Origin of the sequence: Rahnella victoriana (genome assembly GCF_021276285.1) — a bacterium.
GTDB lineage: Bacteria > Pseudomonadota > Gammaproteobacteria > Enterobacterales > Enterobacteriaceae > Rahnella > Rahnella victoriana.
Genome location: NZ_CP089919.1, coordinates 1350241 through 1367960 on the forward strand (window position 1 = coordinate 1350241; position 17720 = coordinate 1367960).

The following is a 17720-nucleotide window of genomic DNA, read 5'->3' on the forward strand; positions in this document are numbered from 1 at the left end:
TCAGCGAATTAACCATAGAAAAATTTAAGAAACCGGACGCAGAATGAGCGTGCCACGGCTGATATCGAATAAGTGACTGACCGTTGCCGGCGCATCCGCCGCAGGCAACGCCAGAACGAGATCCACCGCAGCGCCAAACTCACTGCGTAAAATATGTCCGCCCACCTGCGAAAGCAGCGTTTCCACCAGCTGTAACTGGCTGTAATCACACTGCACCGCGAACTCGGCCAGCGGCACCTTTTGCTGCACGACAAGTTGTTTTAATGCCTGCTGAACACCGCCACCGTAGGCTTTCACCAACCCGCCGGTGCCCAACATAACGCCGCCGTAATAACGCACCACGACGGCTGTGATCTCTCCCACCCCGCTTCCCATCAGCTGACTTAAGATGGGTTTACCGGCTGTGCCCGCCGGTTCGCCATCATCAGAAAAGCCCAGTTGCTGAGAATCATCCGGCGCGCCAGCCACAAACGCCCAGCAGTGATGTCGCGCTGCAGGGTGCTGATGTCTGACATCCTGAATAAAGGCTTTTGCCGCCTCAATCCCTTCCGTTCTCGCCAGCAAGGTGATGAAGCGGCTTTTCTTTATCTCTTCACTGAAACTGACTGGCTCAGCGGGGACGGAGTAAGGCTGCATCAGGCCAGCTTCAGGTCACGTGTCATATTTTCGATACGGTTATCGTGGATGACAATATTGTCTTCGATACGGATACCGCCAAATGGCTTCATCGCATCGATACGATCCCAGGCAAAGTGCTTGCTGAACTGCCCTTCGCGCCACGGTAACAGCAACGAATCGATGAAATACAGCCCCGGCTCGATGGTCAGCACCATCCCCGGCTCCAGCATGCGGGTACAACGCAGATAAGGATATTGCGAAGGCGCGGCCAGATGTGTCCCCGTATCGTCTTGCATAAACCCGGCGACATCGTGAACCTGTAACCCCAGCGGATGCCCCAGACCATGTGGCAGGAAAGGCCCGGTCAGGTTCTGTTCCACCATGGCGTCTTCACTGATATCCACCACCAGCTTGTGCGCTTTCAACAATTTGGCGATGCGATGATGCATCTGAACATGATAGTCGGTATAGCGCACACCGGCTTTAATCGTATCGATCAACGCCAGTTCTTCGGTATTGAGATCTTTCACCAGCGCGGCAAAATCACTGTCAGGTTTGGCGGCATAGGTACGCGTCAGATCGGCGGCATAACCGTTGTATTCCGCACCGGCATCCAGCAGGAAACTGCGCATTTCGGCAGGCGGCTGATTATCGAGCGTGGTGTAGTGCAAAATGGACGCGTGTTCATTGAGCGCGACGATGTTGCTGTAAGGCACATCGGTATCACGGTGTCCGGTGGCGGTGAGATACGCCAGATTAATGTCGAACTCGCTCATGCCGGACAGGAAGGCTTCTTTCGCCGCGCGATGTCCGCTGACGGCCACTTTCTGCGCTTCACGCATACAGGCCAGTTCATAATCTGTTTTGTAGGCACGATGATAATGCAGGAAATCCAGCACGGCTTTCGGGTTCACGTTCCCGGCAGGGATACCCATGCTGATCGCGCGATCCTGACTGTAACCAATATATCCCACACGTTTGAGATCAACCGGCAACTGGCCTTTGATGTCATCGGCATTGGCCAGCGGCGTCAGGGAAATTTCTTTGGTCCAGAAGGACTCCGGCAGCGGCTCGTGGCTGTGCCAGTAATCCACCGGAGAATAGAACCACAGCTTCGGCGCATTCACGCCATCCACCCACAGCCAGCAGTTTGGCACCTGCGTGACCGGCACCCAGGCCTTGAACTGCGGGTTTACTTTGAAAGGATAACTGTGGTCATCAAGGAAGGTCGTCAGCAATTCACCGGAGTGAATCAGTAACGCATCAAGCTGAGAACGTTGCAGAATTTCACGGGCACGCGTCTGCAGCGTGGCGATATGTTCTTTATAAAGCGTAGTAAGCGATTCCATCCAACTGTCCTTTTTTCACCTGAAAGACGATGCAGCATCTTACCACAGCCTTACCGCGACCATAGTCCCCGAAGGTTTGTGATCTTGCCTGCAAATAAAACACATCTCATTTGCAAATTATTAACATAAAAACCACACTCCAAAGCATCTGGTCATACCAGATCATCCCCGATGATTCAGGAGAGACACATGCTCTACCAAGGCGAAACATTACACCTGCACTGGCTCGACGGCGGTATCGCGGAGCTGGTGTTTGATGCTCCAGGCTCGGTCAACAAACTCGACACCCAAACGGTCGCCAGCCTGGGCGAAGCGATTGCCGTACTTGAAAAGCAGTCTGAGCTGAAAGGCTTGCTGCTGAGTTCGGCCAAGCCGGCGTTCATCGTTGGCGCGGATATCACTGAATTCCTTTCTTTATTCAACGCACCCGCAGAAAAATTGCATGAGTGGCTGGACTTCGCCAACAGCATTTTTAACCGTCTGGAAGACCTGCCGGTGCCGACACTGTCTGCCATCAGCGGTTATGCGCTGGGCGGCGGTTGTGAATGTGTGCTGGCGACCGATTTTCGCATCAGCACCGCCGATGCCCGCATTGGCTTGCCGGAAACCAGCTTAGGCATTATGCCGGGCTTCGGCGGCTCGGTACGCCTGCCGCGTCTGATCGGCACCGACAGTGCGCTGGAAATTATCGCCGCCGGTAAAAATATCAGCGGGAAAGAGGCCCTGAAAATCGGGCTGGTGGATGCCGTTGTAGATGCCGACAAACTGCGCGATGCCGGTATTACCATGCTGAAAAACGCCGTCGACGGAAAACTGGACTGGCATAACCGCCGTGATCCGAAACGTCTGCCGCTGAAACTCAGCCAGATTGAAGCGGCGATGAGCTTCAGCGTTGCCAAAAGCATGGTCATGCAAAATGCCGGTAAACATTATCCGGCGCCAATGACTGCCGTGAAAACCATTGAAGCGGCGGCGCGTCTTGGCCGTGATGAAGCCCTGCAACTGGAAACCGCCAGTTTTGTGCCTCTCGCGCAATCCAAAGAAGCCCGCGCGCTGGTCAGCATTTTCCTCAACGATCAGTTTGTGAAAGGCAAAGCCAAAAAACTGGCTCACGGCAGTGATAAACCGACACAGGCTGCGGTACTGGGCGCAGGGATTATGGGCGGCGGGATCGCCTATCAGTCGGCGCTGAAAGGCGTGCCGGTGGTGATGAAAGACATCAACGACCAGTCGCTGACGCTCGGCATGAACGAAGCGGCCAAATTACTGAACAAACAACTCGAACGCGGCAAACTCGACGGCATGAAGATGGCTAAAGTGCTGTCCACCATTCATCCGACGCTGGATTACAGCGGCATTGAACGCGCCAGCGTAGTCGTTGAAGCCGTGGTAGAGAATCCAAAAGTCAAAGCTGCCGTTCTGGCGGAAGCGGAATCGCTGCTCGATGCCGATACCGTGCTGGCGTCGAATACCTCGACCATTCCCATCGATCAGCTGGCCTCCTCGCTGAAGCGTCCGGAAAACTTCTGCGGCATGCACTTCTTCAACCCGGTTCACCGGATGCCGCTGGTGGAGATCGTCCGTGGCGAAAAAACTTCAGACAAAACGATTTCACGCATCGTCTCCTACGCGCTGACCATGGGGAAAACGCCGGTCGTCGTCAATGACTGCCCGGGCTTCTTCGTTAACCGCGTGCTGTTCCCGTATTTCTCCGGTTTCAGCCTGTTACTGCGTGACGGTGCCGATTTCCGCCAGATAGACAAAGTGATGGAAAAACAGTTCGGCTGGCCGATGGGCCCGGCGTATCTGCTGGATGTGGTCGGTATCGACACCGCGCACCACGCACAAGCGGTGATGGCCGCCGGTTTCCCTGACCGTATGGCGCGGGATTACCGTGATGCCGTCGATGTGCTGTTTGATAACCGTCGTTTCGGCCAGAAGAATCAGCTCGGTTTTTACCGCTACAGTGAAGACAGCAAAGGCAAGCCGCGTAAGGACGTCGATGAACAGGCGATCAGCCTGCTGGCCGACAACCTGAAACCGGCACACGCGGATTTCTCACCGCAGGACATCATCGCCCGCATGATGATCCCGATGATTAACGAAGTGGTGCGCTGTTTTGAGGAAGGCATTATTGCCAGCCCGGCGGAAGCCGACATGGCGCTGGTGTACGGCATCGGTTTCCCTCCGTTCCACGGCGGTCCGTTCCGTTATCTCGATACCCTCGGCACCGCCGAATATCTGAAAATGACCGAACAGTACGCCCATCTGGGGCCGATGTATCAGGCACCGGCCGGGTTACGCGCCAAAGCGCAAACCAATGAAAGTTATTATCCGGTTGCGGCTCCGCTGGAAAACTTCAGCACCGGTAATCAGGCATAAGGACCGAAATCATGGAAAACGTAGTCATTGTTGACGCAGTCCGCACGCCAATGGGCCGTTCGAAAGGCGGTGCATTCCGCCACGTCAGGGCTGAAGATCTCTCCGCACATCTGATGCGCGCTGTGCTGGCCCGCAATCCGGCACTGAACGCCAAAGAGATTGATGATATTTACTGGGGCTGTGTGCAGCAGACGCTGGAACAAGGCTTCAACATAGCCCGCAACGCCGCATTGCTGGCGGAAATCCCGCACAGTGTCCCGGCGACCACCGTTAACCGCCTGTGTGGTTCTTCCATGCAGGCACTGCACGACGCAGCGCGCGCCATTATGGTCGGCGATGCGCAGGTCAGCCTGATCGGCGGCGTGGAACATATGGGCCATGTGCCGATGAATCACGGCGTCGATTTTCATCCCGGCCTGAGCAAAACTGTCGCGAAAGCGGCGGGGATGATGGGACTGACCGCTGAAATGCTGGCGAAAATGCACCAGATCAGCCGTGAAATGCAGGATGAATTCGCCGCACGTTCACACCAGCGTGCCCATGCGGCCACCATCGCGGGGCATTTCGCCAATGAAATCGTGGCAACCGAAGGCCATAACGCCGACGGCGTGCTGACCCGTTATGATTTCGACGAAGTGATCCGCCCGGAAACTACAGTCGCCACGCTGGCGGCCTTGCGTCCGGCCTTCGATCCGGTGAACGGCACGGTCACGGCGGGGACGTCCTCGGCGCTGTCCGACGGCGCATCGGCGATGTTGCTGATGAGCGAATCCCGCGCGGCGTCGTTAGGTCTGAAAGCCCGCGCCCGCATCCGTGCGATGGCGGTGGTCGGCTGCGACCCGTCGATCATGGGTTACGGCCCGGTTCCTGCAACGCGTCTGGCACTGAAACGCGCCGGACTGAGCGTGCAGGACATCGGCCTGTTCGAACTGAACGAAGCCTTTGCCGCACAGGCGTTGCCTTGTGTGAAAAACCTGGGGCTGCTGGAAAGCATGGAAGATCGCGTCAACCTGAACGGCGGCGCTATCGCGCTCGGTCACCCGCTCGGCTGTTCCGGTTCGCGCATTTCCACCACCTTGCTGAACCTGATGGAACGCCGCGATGTCCAGTTTGGCGTTGCGACCATGTGTATCGGTTTAGGTCAGGGCATCGCGACCGTTTTCGAACGCGTCTGACCCTCCCTTTCTGCAAAAACAAAAAAGCGGGCATTCAGCCCGCTTTGATCAATCTGTCTTACCCGTTTTAGTTGCCGTTTTCCCGCCTGTCAGGGGCGGGCTTTTTCGTTGTTCAATCAGATGAACGAGAAGGCATCACCAAACAAACGATCTTCCAGCGCACCGCGTTCCGCGACAAAACGTTCACGGGCGATTTTAGCCATCTCAAAACGACCGGCGATATAAATATCGTGTTCAGCCAGTGAGGAGAAATCCTGTAAAACCGCGCTCAGCACGGTGCCGCTCCTGCCCTGCCAGCCGTCTTCCGGCTGTTCAACCACCGGGATCACTTTCAGGTTCGGGTGATTGATGCTTATCGCTTCCAGCTCAGACAGATCATACAAATGCTTCAGCTCACGGCCGCCCCAGTAAATGGAGATGTCGCGGTGAGGTTGCTGTTCGAGTGCGGTAATCAGAATGGAACGTACGTAAGAGAACCCGGTTCCCCCCGCAATCAGCACCAGCGGACGTTCGCCGTCTTCCCGCAGCCAGGCATCGCCGTGCGGAATATCCACGGTGATGGCCTGTTCTTTCAGGATGCGATCCATTACCGCCATCGCGTACAGATTCAGTTCAGACGCGCCAATGTGCAGCTCAATCACATTATGTTGAGCAGGCGTGGAGGCCAGTGAGAACGGACGCTTGTCGCGCTCATCCATCACTACCATCAGATACTGACCCGCGCGGAACGAGAAAGGCGCTTCCGGAACCAGCCGGACCCGATACACCGTATCGGTTATCGCCTCAACCGAGGTCACTTTACAGCTCAATGTTGTCATGCGTTCCCTCTGTGGGTCGTCAAATCAAAGCGTAGGACAAAGGTTCGATTATTTTTTCACATCGTCTTTATCATTAAGAATAGCGAGTTCATCCCAAATAGCGTCGATACGCGCGGTGACTTCCGGATCTTTCACAATCGGACGCCCCCATTCACGCTGCGTTTCACCCGGCCATTTGTTGGTCGCATCCATCCCCATTTTTGAGCCGAGGCCCGATACCGGGGAGGCGAAATCGAGATAATCAATCGGCGTATTTTCTACCAGAACCGTATCCCGCGCGGGATCCATCCGGGTAGTAATCGCCCAAATCACGTCGTTCCAGTCGCGGGCATTCACGTCGTCGTCGCACACAATCACAAACTTGGTGTACATGAACTGACGCAGGAATGACCAGACGCCCATCATCACGCGCTTCGCGTGACCGGCATACTGCTTCTTCATGGTAACGACAGCCAGACGGTAGGAGCAACCCTCCGGCGGCAGATAGAAATCAACAATTTCCGGAAACTGCTTTTTCAGAATCGGCACAAACACTTCATTCAGCGCCACCCCCAGTACCGCAGGTTCATCCGGCGGACGTCCGGTGTAGGTGGAATGATAGATAGCGTCTTTCCGCTGCGTCATGTGTGTAATGGTGAACACCGGGAAACTGTCCACTTCATTATAGTAGCCGGTATGGTCGCCATAAGGGCCTTCCGGCGCCATTTCGCCCGGTTCGATATACCCTTCCAGCACAATTTCGGCGCTGGCAGGCACTTCCAGATCGTTTGAAATACACTTCACCACTTCCGTTTTATTGCCGCGCAACAATCCGGCGAAAGCATATTCAGAAAGCGTATCAGGCACCGGCGTCACTGCACCCAAAATGGTGGCCGGATCGGCGCCCAGAGCCACGGAAACCGGAAAACGTTGCCCCGGATTCTGCTGGCACCACTCCTGGAAATCCAGCGCGCCGCCGCGATGGGACAACCAGCGCATGATGACTTTATTTTTGCCCAGCACCTGCTGGCGATAAATGCCCAGATTCTGACGCGGCTTGTTCGGGCCACGGGTGACGGTCAGCCCCCAGGTGATCAGCGGCGCGGCATCTTCCGGCCAGCACTGCATCACCGGAATTTTAGTGATATCGACCGCATCACCTTCCCAGATCTGCTGCTGACAAGGCGCGGAGTGCAGCACCTTGGTCGGCATATTCAGCACCTGTTTAAACTTCGGCGCTTTGTCGTATAAATCGCGAAAACCGCGCGGCGGCTCAGGCTCTTTCAGAAACGCCAGCAATTCACCGACTTCACGCAACGCACTGACGTCCTCTTTTCCCATGCCCATCGCCACACGCTGAGGTGTGCCGAACAGATTGCACAGAACCGGCATGTCGTAGCCTTTTGGATTTTCGAACAAAAGCGCCGGGCCGCCTGCACGCAGGGTACGATCGGCAATTTCGGTCATTTCCAGATAAGGATCGACTTCCTGGCTAATGCGTTTCAGTTGGCCTCTCTGTTCGAGTAACGAGAGGAAGTCACGTAAATCACGGTATTTCATGCTGATTCTGAGTCGCCGGGTTGAAGGAGGGCATTATAGAGCCTCTCCGGGGTTGTTGCTGCCTTTTTGTTATCAGCAGGTTTGTTATTAGTAAACAATCTCTCATAACGAAAAAGCAGTATAACCGTCAGCCCCGGTATTTCTGGACTGACGGTGCGGAAGTGATATTGAGCCACTCATCACAGGCAGTTAAAAGGCACCAGAGACTGAATCGCCTGAGTATCCTGATATTCCTGTGTTTCCTGTCCGTGACGGAAAACTTTAAAGCCCTGATCTTTAGCACTGAAGTAACTCAGATCATTGCCGGACACCTGCAACAAGCTGCCTTCACGCAGGGCAATCACCGATTCGGACGGATTGACCGCACAGAATTCCGCAATACGCTCGTCACGGGTTTCTCCCATATGACCGCTTAAATGCGCGTCAATGTAGTGCGGATTGATTTGCACCGGGAACAGCCCGATCGACGGCAGAACCACTGAGTTGCGAACCGGCATATCATTAGTGGTGCGGATACTTGGCGTTGCCACGTTACAGCCCGCGCTCCAGCCAATATACGGCACATTACGCTCACGCACGGCGCGCTGGATGGGCACGATCAGGCTGTTTTCATGCAGCATCTGATTGAGCATCCAGGTATTACCACCACTGATCAGAATACATTGCGCGCTGGCAATGGCGTCTGCCGGGTTTTCTGCGTGATGAATGCTGCTGACGTCAATGCCCAGCACATCTGAAAGCTCTTTCGCACGGGCATCATAATCACTGCGGATCAGGGCGTAAGGGATCAGAACCGCAGAGGTGATCTTGCGTGCCTGCAACAGGGTCTGGATACGGGCTTTCGCGTAGCCCAGTAATTCTGATTCACCTGAGAGCTTACCGTTACTCAGTAAGAACAACTCCATGAGACTTCTCCTGATAAAATAAGACTAATAGAGGGGATAAGAACGCGCTTTTCTCCGATAATAAAAGATAACGGGCCGACAGTCTGCACAGACTTGCACTGTCTGTATCTCATGAGCGGCTTTTGGTATGCTGCCCCGCTCGACGCTTTTATGTGGGAAACTATGGAATCCTGGTATTTACTCTATTGCAAACGTGGTCAGCTTCTTCGCGCAAAGGAACATCTTGAGCGCCAGCACGTTAACTGTCTGACGCCGATGATCACATTGGAGAAGTTAGTGCGCGGACGCCGTACAGCCGTCAGCGAGCCATTGTTCCCGAATTACATGTTCATCGAGTTTGACCCCGAGCGGATCCACACCACGACGATCAACGCGACGCGTGGCGTCAGCCACTTCATCCGCTTTGGCGCGAAACTGGCGACGGTACAGCCGGACGTGATTAAACAACTGATGGAACCGCCATCGGTCGAAGTACGTGATCCTGAGACGCCGTATGAAGGCGATGCTGTGGTGATCACTGACGGGATATTTGCCGGTATCGAAGCGATTTATACCGAACCGGACGGCGAGGCTCGGTCGCTGCTGATGCTGAACCTCATCAATCAGCCGGTTCGCCAGAGCATCGAAAATACGCACTTTCAGAAACTCTGACCGGCCTTTCCGGTCAGTGAAAAAGACAAAGGCACCTTCAGCGGTGCCTTTTTTACGGGTTTCAGTTGCGGACGGGCAACGCAAAAAGTCTGCGCGCATTGTCATCCGTGGTATCCGCCAGCCACTGTGGATCCTCACCCCGCCACAGCGCCACCTGCTTCACGATGTGCGGCAGGAAAGCCGGTTCATTGCGGCGGTTTTTCGGTTTATTTTCCATATCACGTGGCAGTAAATACGGGGCATCGGTTTCCAGCATCAGCCTGTCCGCCGGGATCAGCGGCAACATTTCACGCAGTTCCAGTCCGCGACGCTCGTCGCACACCCAGCCGGTAATACCGATCGACAACCCGAGCGACAGGTAGAGATCCAGCTCCTGTCGGGTACCGGTGAAACAGTGCACCACGCCGCCCGGTAAATCAGACAGCCAGGGTTTCAGCAAGGCCGCGAAACGCTCACCGGCATCGCGACAGTGCAGAAATACCGGCAACTGCAATGCTTTCGCCAATGCAAGCTGCGCCGTGAAAGCGGCTTCCTGAAGATCTGCCGGAGAAAAGTTACGATTGAAATCCAGCCCGCACTCACCGATGGCGACCACATGGGGCATTCCGGCCAGCTGCCGGATACTCTCTTCCACCTGCGCATTCCAGTCGCTCGCCTGATGCGGATGCACACCCGCCGTAGACCAGCAAAAATCAGGATGTTCAGACGCCATTTTCTGCGCATCCACACTTTCCTGCGCTGACGTACCGGTGATCAACATCCCGCTCAGACCGGCAGCTCTGGCTCTTTCCACCACTTGCGGACGGTCTTTATCAAACTGACTGCTGGTGAGATTAATACCAATTTCAAACATGGGAAGTCCTGAAACAGAAACCGCCCAAACAAGGGCGGTTTTTAAAAACGAAAGATTTTTTACGCAGGCTGATCCGGATCGGTCTCGTTATCGACATCCGACCGGCGGCGACCTCCGACATAGAAACGGGCAAAGAACACGCCGATTTCAAACAAGAGATACATCGGAATGGCCAGCAACGTCTGCGAGAAAACATCCGGCGGCGTTAACAACATCCCGACCACAAAAGCCCCGACCAGTACATAAGGACGTTTCTTTTTCAGGTCTTCGGGCGTTGTCACCCCACTCCAGCACAGCAACACAATGGCGATAGGCACTTCGAAAGACACACCAAATGCCATAAACAGCGCCATCACGAAATCGAGATAGTTGTTAATGTCCGTGGCGATCTGTACGCCAGCCGGTGCCGTTTTCGCAAAGAAAGCAAACGCCAGCGGGAACACCACGAAGTAAGCAAACGCCACACCGAGATAGAACAACGCCGAGCTTGAGAACAGCAGCGGCATCATCAGACGGCGTTCATGCTTGTACAGCGCCGGTGCCACAAATGCCCAGACCTGATACAAAATGAAGGGCGCAGACACAAACACCGACACAATCATGGTCAGCTTAATAGGCGTAAAGAACGGCGACGCGACGTCAGTCGCAATCATGCTCGCGCCCAGCGGCATTTGCTTAATCAGCGGTGAAGCCACCAGCTGGTAGATATCATTCGCAAAATAAACCAGCGCTAAAAACACCACAATGATGCAAATAATGGCATTCAGCAGACGCTTACGCAGCTCAATCAAATGGCTGATAAGAGGTTGAGTATCTTCAACGGCCATGTTTAGCGCTCACCTGTCGTTTGAGTTGATGAAGCCGGTTTAACCGGTACTGCGGGTTCAGCAACAGGTGCTTCAACAGCTGCGGTTTTCACCGCCGGTGTAACCTCAACAGCAGCATCAGCAGCATCAGCAGCGGATTCGGACGTTTTTTCCAGCGTCACGGCCGCAGCATGTGCCGTTTTATTCGATGCCAGCGCGGCATCCACCGCACTTTGCGGCGCCGTTGCCGGTGCAGAAACCACGTTATCCGCCTTGGCCGGCGACACTCCCGCATCGTGATGCGCTTCCGCCTCATCCAGAACCGGATTGTGAATGGTATTACCTTCCGCTTTGGCTTCTTCCACCGCTTTCTCAGCAGGATTCAATCCTGAATTGATCGACTGTTTCATGGATTCTGCCGCTTCCTTCAACTCGTCCATAGACGCTTTGATTTCTGGCGTAAGGTTCTTCAGACCGGATTCTTCCGCTTTCTTCAGGCTATCCTGCAGTTCCTGAAGTTTAAGTTCCTGCGACAATTCGCTCTGAACCGACGCGGCCATGGCACGAAGCGTACGGATCCAGCCTGCTACTGTTCTGACTGCTACAGGTAAACGCTCCGGCCCGAGGACAACCAGGCCAATCACCAATACCAGCAGCAGTTCACTAAATCCAATATCGAACACGGCTTATACCTGCTCTTTGTTTTGGCTCTTGGTGTCTTCTGCTTTCGCTTCTGGCTTGCTCTCAACAGACTTCGCTACAAAATCAGCATCGGTTGGAGAAATGTCAGCGTCTTTGTTTTTAGGCTGGCTGTCGTCGTCACTCATGGCCTTTTTGAAACCTTTGATGGACGCACCCAGATCAGAACCCAGACCACGCAGTTTCTTCGTACCGAACAGCAGCACCACAAGAACAACGAGAATCAGGATTTTTGTAATACTAATACCACCCATTATTTTCACCTCAATAGGAAGGAACGACATTCATTGCCGTTCGCAAACGGCATTCAATATACAGCAAATGTTTAGCTGGCGCGTTTCCAGCCAATTAACCAGGAAACGACACCTGCGGCCATCAGGCACGCCGGATACACTTCGACGCCGCCTAACAGTAAGAGAGTTCCGCTCAACAGGAGCGTCGCACCAATACCCAGAAGATAACGGGACTGCCCCTGACGGGATCCCTGGTTATGGATCTGGGAGGAAAGCTTCTCAATGTTGTATTGCATCAGCTTATGCTGATGCAGGCTTTGATAAACCAGATCGGGCAATTCAGGCATTTTCTCAAGCCAGAACGGCGCACGTTCTTTCAGCGCACGGATCATCGCCGGTAAACCGACCTGATCGCGAACCCAGCTTTCGAGGAAAGGTTTCGCCGTCGTCCACAAATCCAGTTGAGGATAAAGCTGACGTCCCAGGCCTTCAACATACAACAGTGTTTTTTGCAGCAACACCAGCTGAGGCTGGACTTCCATATTAAAACGGCGAGCCGTATTAAACAGGTTTAACAAAACGTTACCGAAGGAAATTTCCGCCAGCGGCTTCTCAAAAATCGGCTCACACACCGTACGGATCGCAAATTCGAACTCTTCAACGTTGGTATCGCGAGGAACCCAACCGGAATCAACATGCAGTTCAGCCACTTTGCGGTAATCGCGATTAAAGAATGCGATGAAATTCTCCGCCAGATAGCGCTTGTCTTCCTTATTGAGCGAACCCACTATGCCGCAATCGATCCCAATGTAGCAAGGGTCTTCAGGCGTTTCGTAGCTCACGAAAATGTTGCCCGGATGCATATCTGCATGGAAGAAACTGTCGCGGAAAACCTGAGTGAAGAAAACCTGCACCCCGCGTTCCGCCAGCAATTTCATATTGGTGCCCTGTTTTTTCAGCGCCTCAATATCAGAAACCGGGATGCCGTAAATGCGTTCCATCACCATCAGACGCTCACTGCAGTAGTCCGGATACACTTCCGGCACATACAGCATCGGGCTGCCTTCAAAGTTACGGCGAAGCTGAATTGCATTGGCGGCTTCGCGCAGCAGATTCAGCTCATCCAGCAGCGTTTTCTCGTATTCACGCACCACTTCACGCGGACGTAAACGGCGACCATCCGGCAACAGGATCGGTAACCAGCCCGCCAGCCGCGACATCAGGCGAATATCCGCCACGATGGTCGGTAAAATATCCGGGCGGATCACTTTCAGCACCACCGGTTTACCGTTCTCTTTCAGGATTGCCGTGTGAACCTGAGCAATCGACGCAGAAGCCAGCGGCGTCTGATCGAATTCATCAAACCAGTTTTCCAGCGGGCCGCCGAGCGCGGAGTCAATTTGCTGACGGGCTTTCGCGCCATCAAATGGCGGAACATGGTCCTGAAGCAGAGCAAGCTGATCGGCAATTTGCGGAGGGAAGAGATCACGTCGTGTGGACATCATCTGACCGAACTTGATCCAGACAGGCCCAAGCTCTTCCAGCGCCATACGCATGCGCTCACCCAGCGGCTTTTCTTTATGACGATTAGGTAACCAGAAAAAAAGATAACGACCAATGCGCAGCGGCAGCGTTAAGCGGATTTTAGGGATCAGTTCGTCAAGGCCGTAGATCAGAAACATGCGGATAATCAGGTATAAACGTCGCATTTCCCTAGGCGTCACGGGTTGTCCTCCAGTTTTTCGATACGTTTATCCAGCGCATCCAGCTCCCGCACAAGGGCAGAAACCTCATCGCTAAACCAGACAACTTCCAGCGGACCGGGTGCCATTTTCCACTCTTCGGTCAGTGTTTGCGCCACATAGCTCTGCTGATGCTTCAGCCCTTTTTGCAGAAAGCGGAAACCGCCCTGCACGGCCTGACTCAACCCCTGAGCCGCGATATCACCGATATAAGGCGCGAGGAATTCTGCTGGCTCAAACTCTGCCATCTCCAGCAATGACGTAAACTGCTGAACAACGGAGATATCGCCGTCAACCACCAGCTCGCCACTGCGCATCAGTGGCGACAATTGCTGACGATCACGCAATTTATACAGCACGGAAAGCGTGGAAGTGACGGTGCAGTCAGTTGCCCCGTCCCATTGCCCGAGCACATCAATTTTCTGCTCACTGAACACAAAGGTCAGCGGGGCACTCAGTTCCTGCAATTCGACACGCAAAACTTTACCGGCCAGACGTGTCCGTGCCGCCTTCATGCTGCGATCTCTGAAAAGCAGATAATTAAGCGGCGTCTCGATTGCAGCAGTCAGTAACGGCGTTAACAACATCGGCATACTCATATCAGAATTTGAAACCCCGATGCAAAGCCACAATGCCGCCGGTCAGATTGTGATACGTCACATTTTCAAAACCCGCATCCGCCATCATGCCTTTCAGCGTTTCCTGATCCGGATGCATACGGATTGATTCGGCCAGATAACGGTAACTTTCTGCGTCCTGCGCAACCAGTTCACCAATACGCGGCAGAATGTGGAAGGAATAGGTGTCGTAGGCTTTGCTCAGCGGTTTCAGAACAGGTTTGGAGAATTCCAGTACCAGCAGACGGCCGCCTGGCTTGAGCACACGGAACATCGAACGCAGCGCCTTCTCTTTTTCAGTCACGTTACGCAGACCGAAAGAAATGGTGATGCAGTCAAAATAGTTATCAGGGAAAGGCAGGGCTTCGGCGTTTGCCTGAACGTAGCTGACATTACCCACGATGCCGAGATTACGCAGCTTCTCGCGGCCCATCTTCAGCATGGAATCGTTGATATCCGCCAGAACGACTTCGCCTTTCTCACCCACCAGACGGGAGAATTTTGCGGTCAGATCGCCTGTACCACCGGCCAGATCGAGCACACGTTGTCCCTGACGGACGCCGCTGCAATCAATCGTGAAGCGTTTCCAGATGCGATGAATACCGAAAGACATCAGGTCATTCATCAAATCGTATTTTGCGGCCACGGAATGGAAGACTTCTGCCACCATTTCCTGTTTTTCATCTTTGGCTACTGTACGAAAACCAAAATGGGTGGTTTCCGGCGTCTGCTTTTCCATTTTATATGCCTGCTTTTTCAGTCGAACTCTTGGGGAGAAGTGTATCAGAACCCGCTCGAAAGCCCCATCACCGATGGTGATTCAACATATTGCGAAGATTCATATGTTGAATCACAAATACAGTGCGGGTCTTCCCCGACCAGCTATGCCTGGCCAGCAGAATTAAACTCACCCGGGTTCAGCGTCTGTTCTTCTTCCGCATCAGAGGTATCGGGCAGAGATGCGGTGTCTTCAGGTTCGTTTTCCGCTTTCGCAATCTCAGCCAGTGACGGGCTGATCGGTCGTTTAACTTCAACACCCAGTGCGCGGAAACTTTCCACCTGCCCGATAAGATTACCACGGCCTTGCGAGAGTTTATTCATCGCGGATCGATAACTTCCCTGCGCTTTGTCGAGACTTTGCCCCATCGACTCCATGTCATCGACAAACAACCGCAGTTTGTCATACAAACGGGCAGCGCGATCGGCAATACGTTTGGCATTCTGGCTCTGATGTTCGTAGCGCCACAGGTTGCTGATAGTGCGTAACGCCACCAGTAAGGTCGTCGGGCTGACCAGCATAATATTGTGGCGGAGTGCTTCGCTGATCAATTCGGGCTCCCGGTCGATTGCCAGCAGAAAAGCAGGCTCAACAGGGATAAACATCAGCACATAATCGAGGCTGCGCAGGCCGGGAAGTTGCTGATAGTCTTTACGCCCCAGCAGACGGATATGACCGCGCACCGACGCAATGTGTTCATTGAGCGCCGCTTCGCGCTCGCTGTCGTCTTCACTGTTGAAATAGCGTTCGTAGGCGACCAGCGTCATTTTGGCGTCGATCACCACGTCTTTATTCTGCGGTAATCTCACCACCACATCGGGTTGCATCCGGCTGTTGCTGTCTACCTGCACGCTGACCTGCGTCTGATATTCATACCCTTCCCGCAAACCGGACGCTTCCAGGACGCGGCTGAGCACCACCTCGCCCCAGTTACCCTGCGTTTTATTGTCGCCTTTCAGGGCCTTGGTCAGGTTGACGGCTTCACGCGCCATCTCCACATTCAGCTGTTGCAGATTACGGATTTCGTGCGCCAGCGTATGCCGCTCACGGGCCTCCTGTCCGAAGCTGTCCTGCACCTGACGGCGGAACCCGTCGAGTTGCTCGCGCAGCGGTAGCAGTAATTTATCGAGGCTTTGTTTGTTCTGTTCGTCGGCACGGCGGCCATTTTGCTCGAAAATCCGGTTAGCCAGATTTTCAAACTGGCTGCTCAGGCGCTGTTCGCTGTTGATCAGCAAACGTTGTTTATCTTCAGCGGCCATGCGGGTTTCATCCAGACGGGTGGAAACCTCACGTAATTCTGCTTCCTGCGCGCTGTTGATTTCCCGCTGCGCACGGAGTTCCTGATTCAGTTGCTCACACTCGTTTTGCCAGTGCGCCAGCAGCTGTAATTTTTCCTGACTGGCGGCCTGCAGGCTGTGCAACTTTCTGAGCTCCAGCTCTGCCTCGCGCATTTGCTGCTGAGCCAGTTGCCGCTCATTTTTATGCGTGTCATTTTCCGCTTTGGCTTGTTCCAGCGATTGCTCCAGCAAACGATGCTGCGTTTCATACTCCGTCTGCTGTTGCTGTAGTCGCAAACTTGCGATCAGCCAGCCCACCAGTAAGCCCGTTAACCCCGCCCCCAGGGCTGTCAGAATGCTGATATCCACGCGATTTCCCTCTTAAAGTCTCTTGCGGCCAAGGTAATGTCATGCTGTATGGATGTCCAGTCTATTTTCTGTTGCATTGAGCCTTTGCGAGACGTCTTCCAAAAGGGAATTTCTTTGCCGTTACCCTCTTGCCGCGGTCAGCCACAGGGAGCAGGATTCAAAACCAGCGGCTCAGCCACTGAATGCCGAAAGCACCGGGTGCCAGAATGCCAAACGCCCAGATCAGCGCAGAGGTGACATTGGCAATCTGGAAATATTTCTGTGGCATACCACAGATACCGGCCACCAGCGGCACAACGGCGCGCAGCGGACCGAAGAAACGGCCGATAAACGCTCCCGGCATGCCCCATTTTTCAAAGAATGCATGTCCGCGAACCAACATCTGCGGATGGCGGGAGAAAGGCCAGAAGTGACCCACGCGATCCTGATAATGTGCGCCCACCCAGTAGGAAAGCCAGTCACCGAAGAAAGCCCCCGCAGCGGCGGCGGCACAGACGGGCCAGAAAGGAATGCCGGTTTCGCCAATCAGCGCACCCAGCCCTAATAAGATAAACGTCGCAGGAAGCAGCAGGGAAAGAAATGCCAGAGACTCACCAAAAGCCAGAAAGAAAACGATGGGTGCAGCCCACACCTGATGCGCACGGATAAAGGTCGTGGTGTACTCAAGAAGGTCATGAACAGTCAAAAATACAGTTCCTTTTGTCAGGGATACGAAGCCGGAATGCATCAATTATTCCAGATGTATTACTAACATGACCTTAACAGATCTGCTTAACAGGACAAAAAAATGGGCCGCCAGCGGCAGCCCATCACTATGATGTAGTTTCTTTATAATCCGATCCTTTCCCTAAATCATTCGAGTTGCAGGAAGACGGCAACCGAACGAATCCCGATGAGCTGACATTAGTC

Annotated in this window: 17 protein-coding genes; 3 read left to right on the forward strand and 14 right to left on the reverse strand. The window is 54.0% G+C overall.

All coding sequences use genetic code 11. The features are described from left to right. Nucleotides 1–24 precede the first annotated feature (24 nt). Together J9880_RS06260 and pepQ are read right to left on the reverse strand one after the other, a co-directional pair. Nucleotides 25–636 carry an IMPACT family protein gene (locus J9880_RS06260; RefSeq protein WP_232770222.1) on the reverse strand — a complete coding sequence of 204 codons (612 nt, stop codon included), beginning with the start codon at nucleotides 634–636 and terminating at the stop codon, nucleotides 25–27. Next, nucleotides 636–1967: a Xaa-Pro dipeptidase gene (gene pepQ / locus J9880_RS06265; protein ID WP_095924276.1), complete on the reverse strand. Its 1332-nt coding sequence runs from the start codon at nucleotides 1965–1967 to the stop codon at nucleotides 636–638. Before pepQ ends, J9880_RS06260 begins: the two co-directional genes overlap by 1 nt. Nucleotides 1968–2156: 189 nt before the next feature. Here pepQ and fadB point away from each other — a divergent pair, with 189 nt between their 5' ends. Together fadB and fadA are read left to right on the forward strand one after the other, a co-directional pair. After that, complete coding sequence (gene fadB, locus J9880_RS06270) at nucleotides 2157–4349, forward strand: fatty acid oxidation complex subunit alpha FadB (RefSeq protein ID WP_095924275.1); 2193 nt, start codon at nucleotides 2157–2159, stop codon at nucleotides 4347–4349. Between the two features lie 11 nt (nucleotides 4350–4360). Next, nucleotides 4361–5524, forward strand: coding sequence for an acetyl-CoA C-acyltransferase FadA (gene fadA, locus J9880_RS06275; protein ID WP_232770223.1), 1164 nt, complete (start codon nucleotides 4361–4363; stop codon nucleotides 5522–5524). 116 nt (nucleotides 5525–5640) lie between these two features. On the opposite strand, the gene fre is transcribed toward fadA, so the two are convergent. The 3 genes from fre to pepE form a co-directional block, all read right to left on the reverse strand. Continuing rightward, on the reverse strand, nucleotides 5641–6342 hold the full coding sequence (gene fre / locus J9880_RS06280; protein WP_095924273.1) for an NAD(P)H-flavin reductase: 702 nt from the start codon (nucleotides 6340–6342) through the stop codon (nucleotides 5641–5643). A gap of 48 nt (nucleotides 6343–6390) precedes the next feature. Beyond that, nucleotides 6391–7881, reverse strand: a complete 1491-nt coding sequence (ubiD, locus tag J9880_RS06285) for a 4-hydroxy-3-polyprenylbenzoate decarboxylase (protein WP_095924272.1) — start codon at nucleotides 7879–7881, stop codon at nucleotides 6391–6393. A gap of 179 nt (nucleotides 7882–8060) precedes the next feature. Continuing rightward, nucleotides 8061–8786 carry a dipeptidase PepE gene (gene pepE, locus J9880_RS06290; RefSeq protein WP_095924271.1) on the reverse strand — a complete coding sequence of 242 codons (726 nt, stop codon included), beginning with the start codon at nucleotides 8784–8786 and terminating at the stop codon, nucleotides 8061–8063. Between the two features lie 162 nt (nucleotides 8787–8948). On the opposite strand from pepE, the gene rfaH reads away from it, so the two are divergent. Continuing rightward, a complete protein-coding gene (rfaH, locus tag J9880_RS06295; protein WP_195818158.1) occupies nucleotides 8949–9437 on the forward strand; it encodes a transcription/translation regulatory transformer protein RfaH in 489 nt (162 codons plus the stop codon). A gap of 61 nt (nucleotides 9438–9498) precedes the next feature. Here rfaH and tatD read toward each other — a convergent pair whose 3' ends face one another. From tatD to J9880_RS06340, 9 genes are all read right to left on the reverse strand, one after another. Continuing rightward, nucleotides 9499–10290, reverse strand: a complete 792-nt coding sequence (gene tatD, locus J9880_RS06300; RefSeq protein ID WP_232770224.1) for a 3'-5' ssDNA/RNA exonuclease TatD — start codon at nucleotides 10288–10290, stop codon at nucleotides 9499–9501. A gap of 59 nt (nucleotides 10291–10349) precedes the next feature. Further along, the gene (tatC, locus tag J9880_RS06305) at nucleotides 10350–11117 is read right to left on the reverse strand and encodes a Sec-independent protein translocase subunit TatC (protein ID WP_013577431.1); all 768 of its coding nucleotides are present in this window, start codon (nucleotides 11115–11117) and stop codon (nucleotides 10350–10352) included. A 2-nt stretch (nucleotides 11118–11119) separates the two neighbouring features. Beyond that, nucleotides 11120–11779, reverse strand: a complete 660-nt coding sequence (gene tatB, locus J9880_RS06310; RefSeq protein WP_131694084.1) for a Sec-independent protein translocase protein TatB — start codon at nucleotides 11777–11779, stop codon at nucleotides 11120–11122. A gap of 3 nt (nucleotides 11780–11782) precedes the next feature. Then, nucleotides 11783–12049 carry a Sec-independent protein translocase subunit TatA gene (gene tatA / locus J9880_RS06315; protein WP_095925255.1) on the reverse strand — a complete coding sequence of 89 codons (267 nt, stop codon included), beginning with the start codon at nucleotides 12047–12049 and terminating at the stop codon, nucleotides 11783–11785. Nucleotides 12050–12120: 71 nt separating this feature from the next. Beyond that, entirely contained in the window at nucleotides 12121–13752 is a 1632-nt protein-coding gene (gene ubiB / locus J9880_RS06320) for a ubiquinone biosynthesis regulatory protein kinase UbiB (RefSeq protein WP_095924267.1), read from the reverse strand. Beyond that, the gene (gene ubiJ / locus J9880_RS06325; RefSeq protein ID WP_131694093.1) at nucleotides 13749–14357 is read right to left on the reverse strand and encodes a ubiquinone biosynthesis protein UbiJ; all 609 of its coding nucleotides are present in this window, start codon (nucleotides 14355–14357) and stop codon (nucleotides 13749–13751) included. The genes ubiB and ubiJ overlap by 4 nt, the downstream gene beginning before the upstream one ends. A gap of 13 nt (nucleotides 14358–14370) precedes the next feature. Further along, the gene (gene ubiE, locus J9880_RS06330; RefSeq protein WP_095924266.1) at nucleotides 14371–15126 is read right to left on the reverse strand and encodes a bifunctional demethylmenaquinone methyltransferase/2-methoxy-6-polyprenyl-1,4-benzoquinol methylase UbiE; all 756 of its coding nucleotides are present in this window, start codon (nucleotides 15124–15126) and stop codon (nucleotides 14371–14373) included. A gap of 143 nt (nucleotides 15127–15269) precedes the next feature. Beyond that, entirely contained in the window at nucleotides 15270–16811 is a 1542-nt protein-coding gene (rmuC, locus tag J9880_RS06335; protein ID WP_095924265.1) for a DNA recombination protein RmuC, read from the reverse strand. A gap of 157 nt (nucleotides 16812–16968) precedes the next feature. Then, the gene (locus J9880_RS06340; RefSeq protein ID WP_095925253.1) at nucleotides 16969–17496 is read right to left on the reverse strand and encodes a DedA family protein; all 528 of its coding nucleotides are present in this window, start codon (nucleotides 17494–17496) and stop codon (nucleotides 16969–16971) included. Nucleotides 17497–17720: the final 224 nt, after the last annotated feature.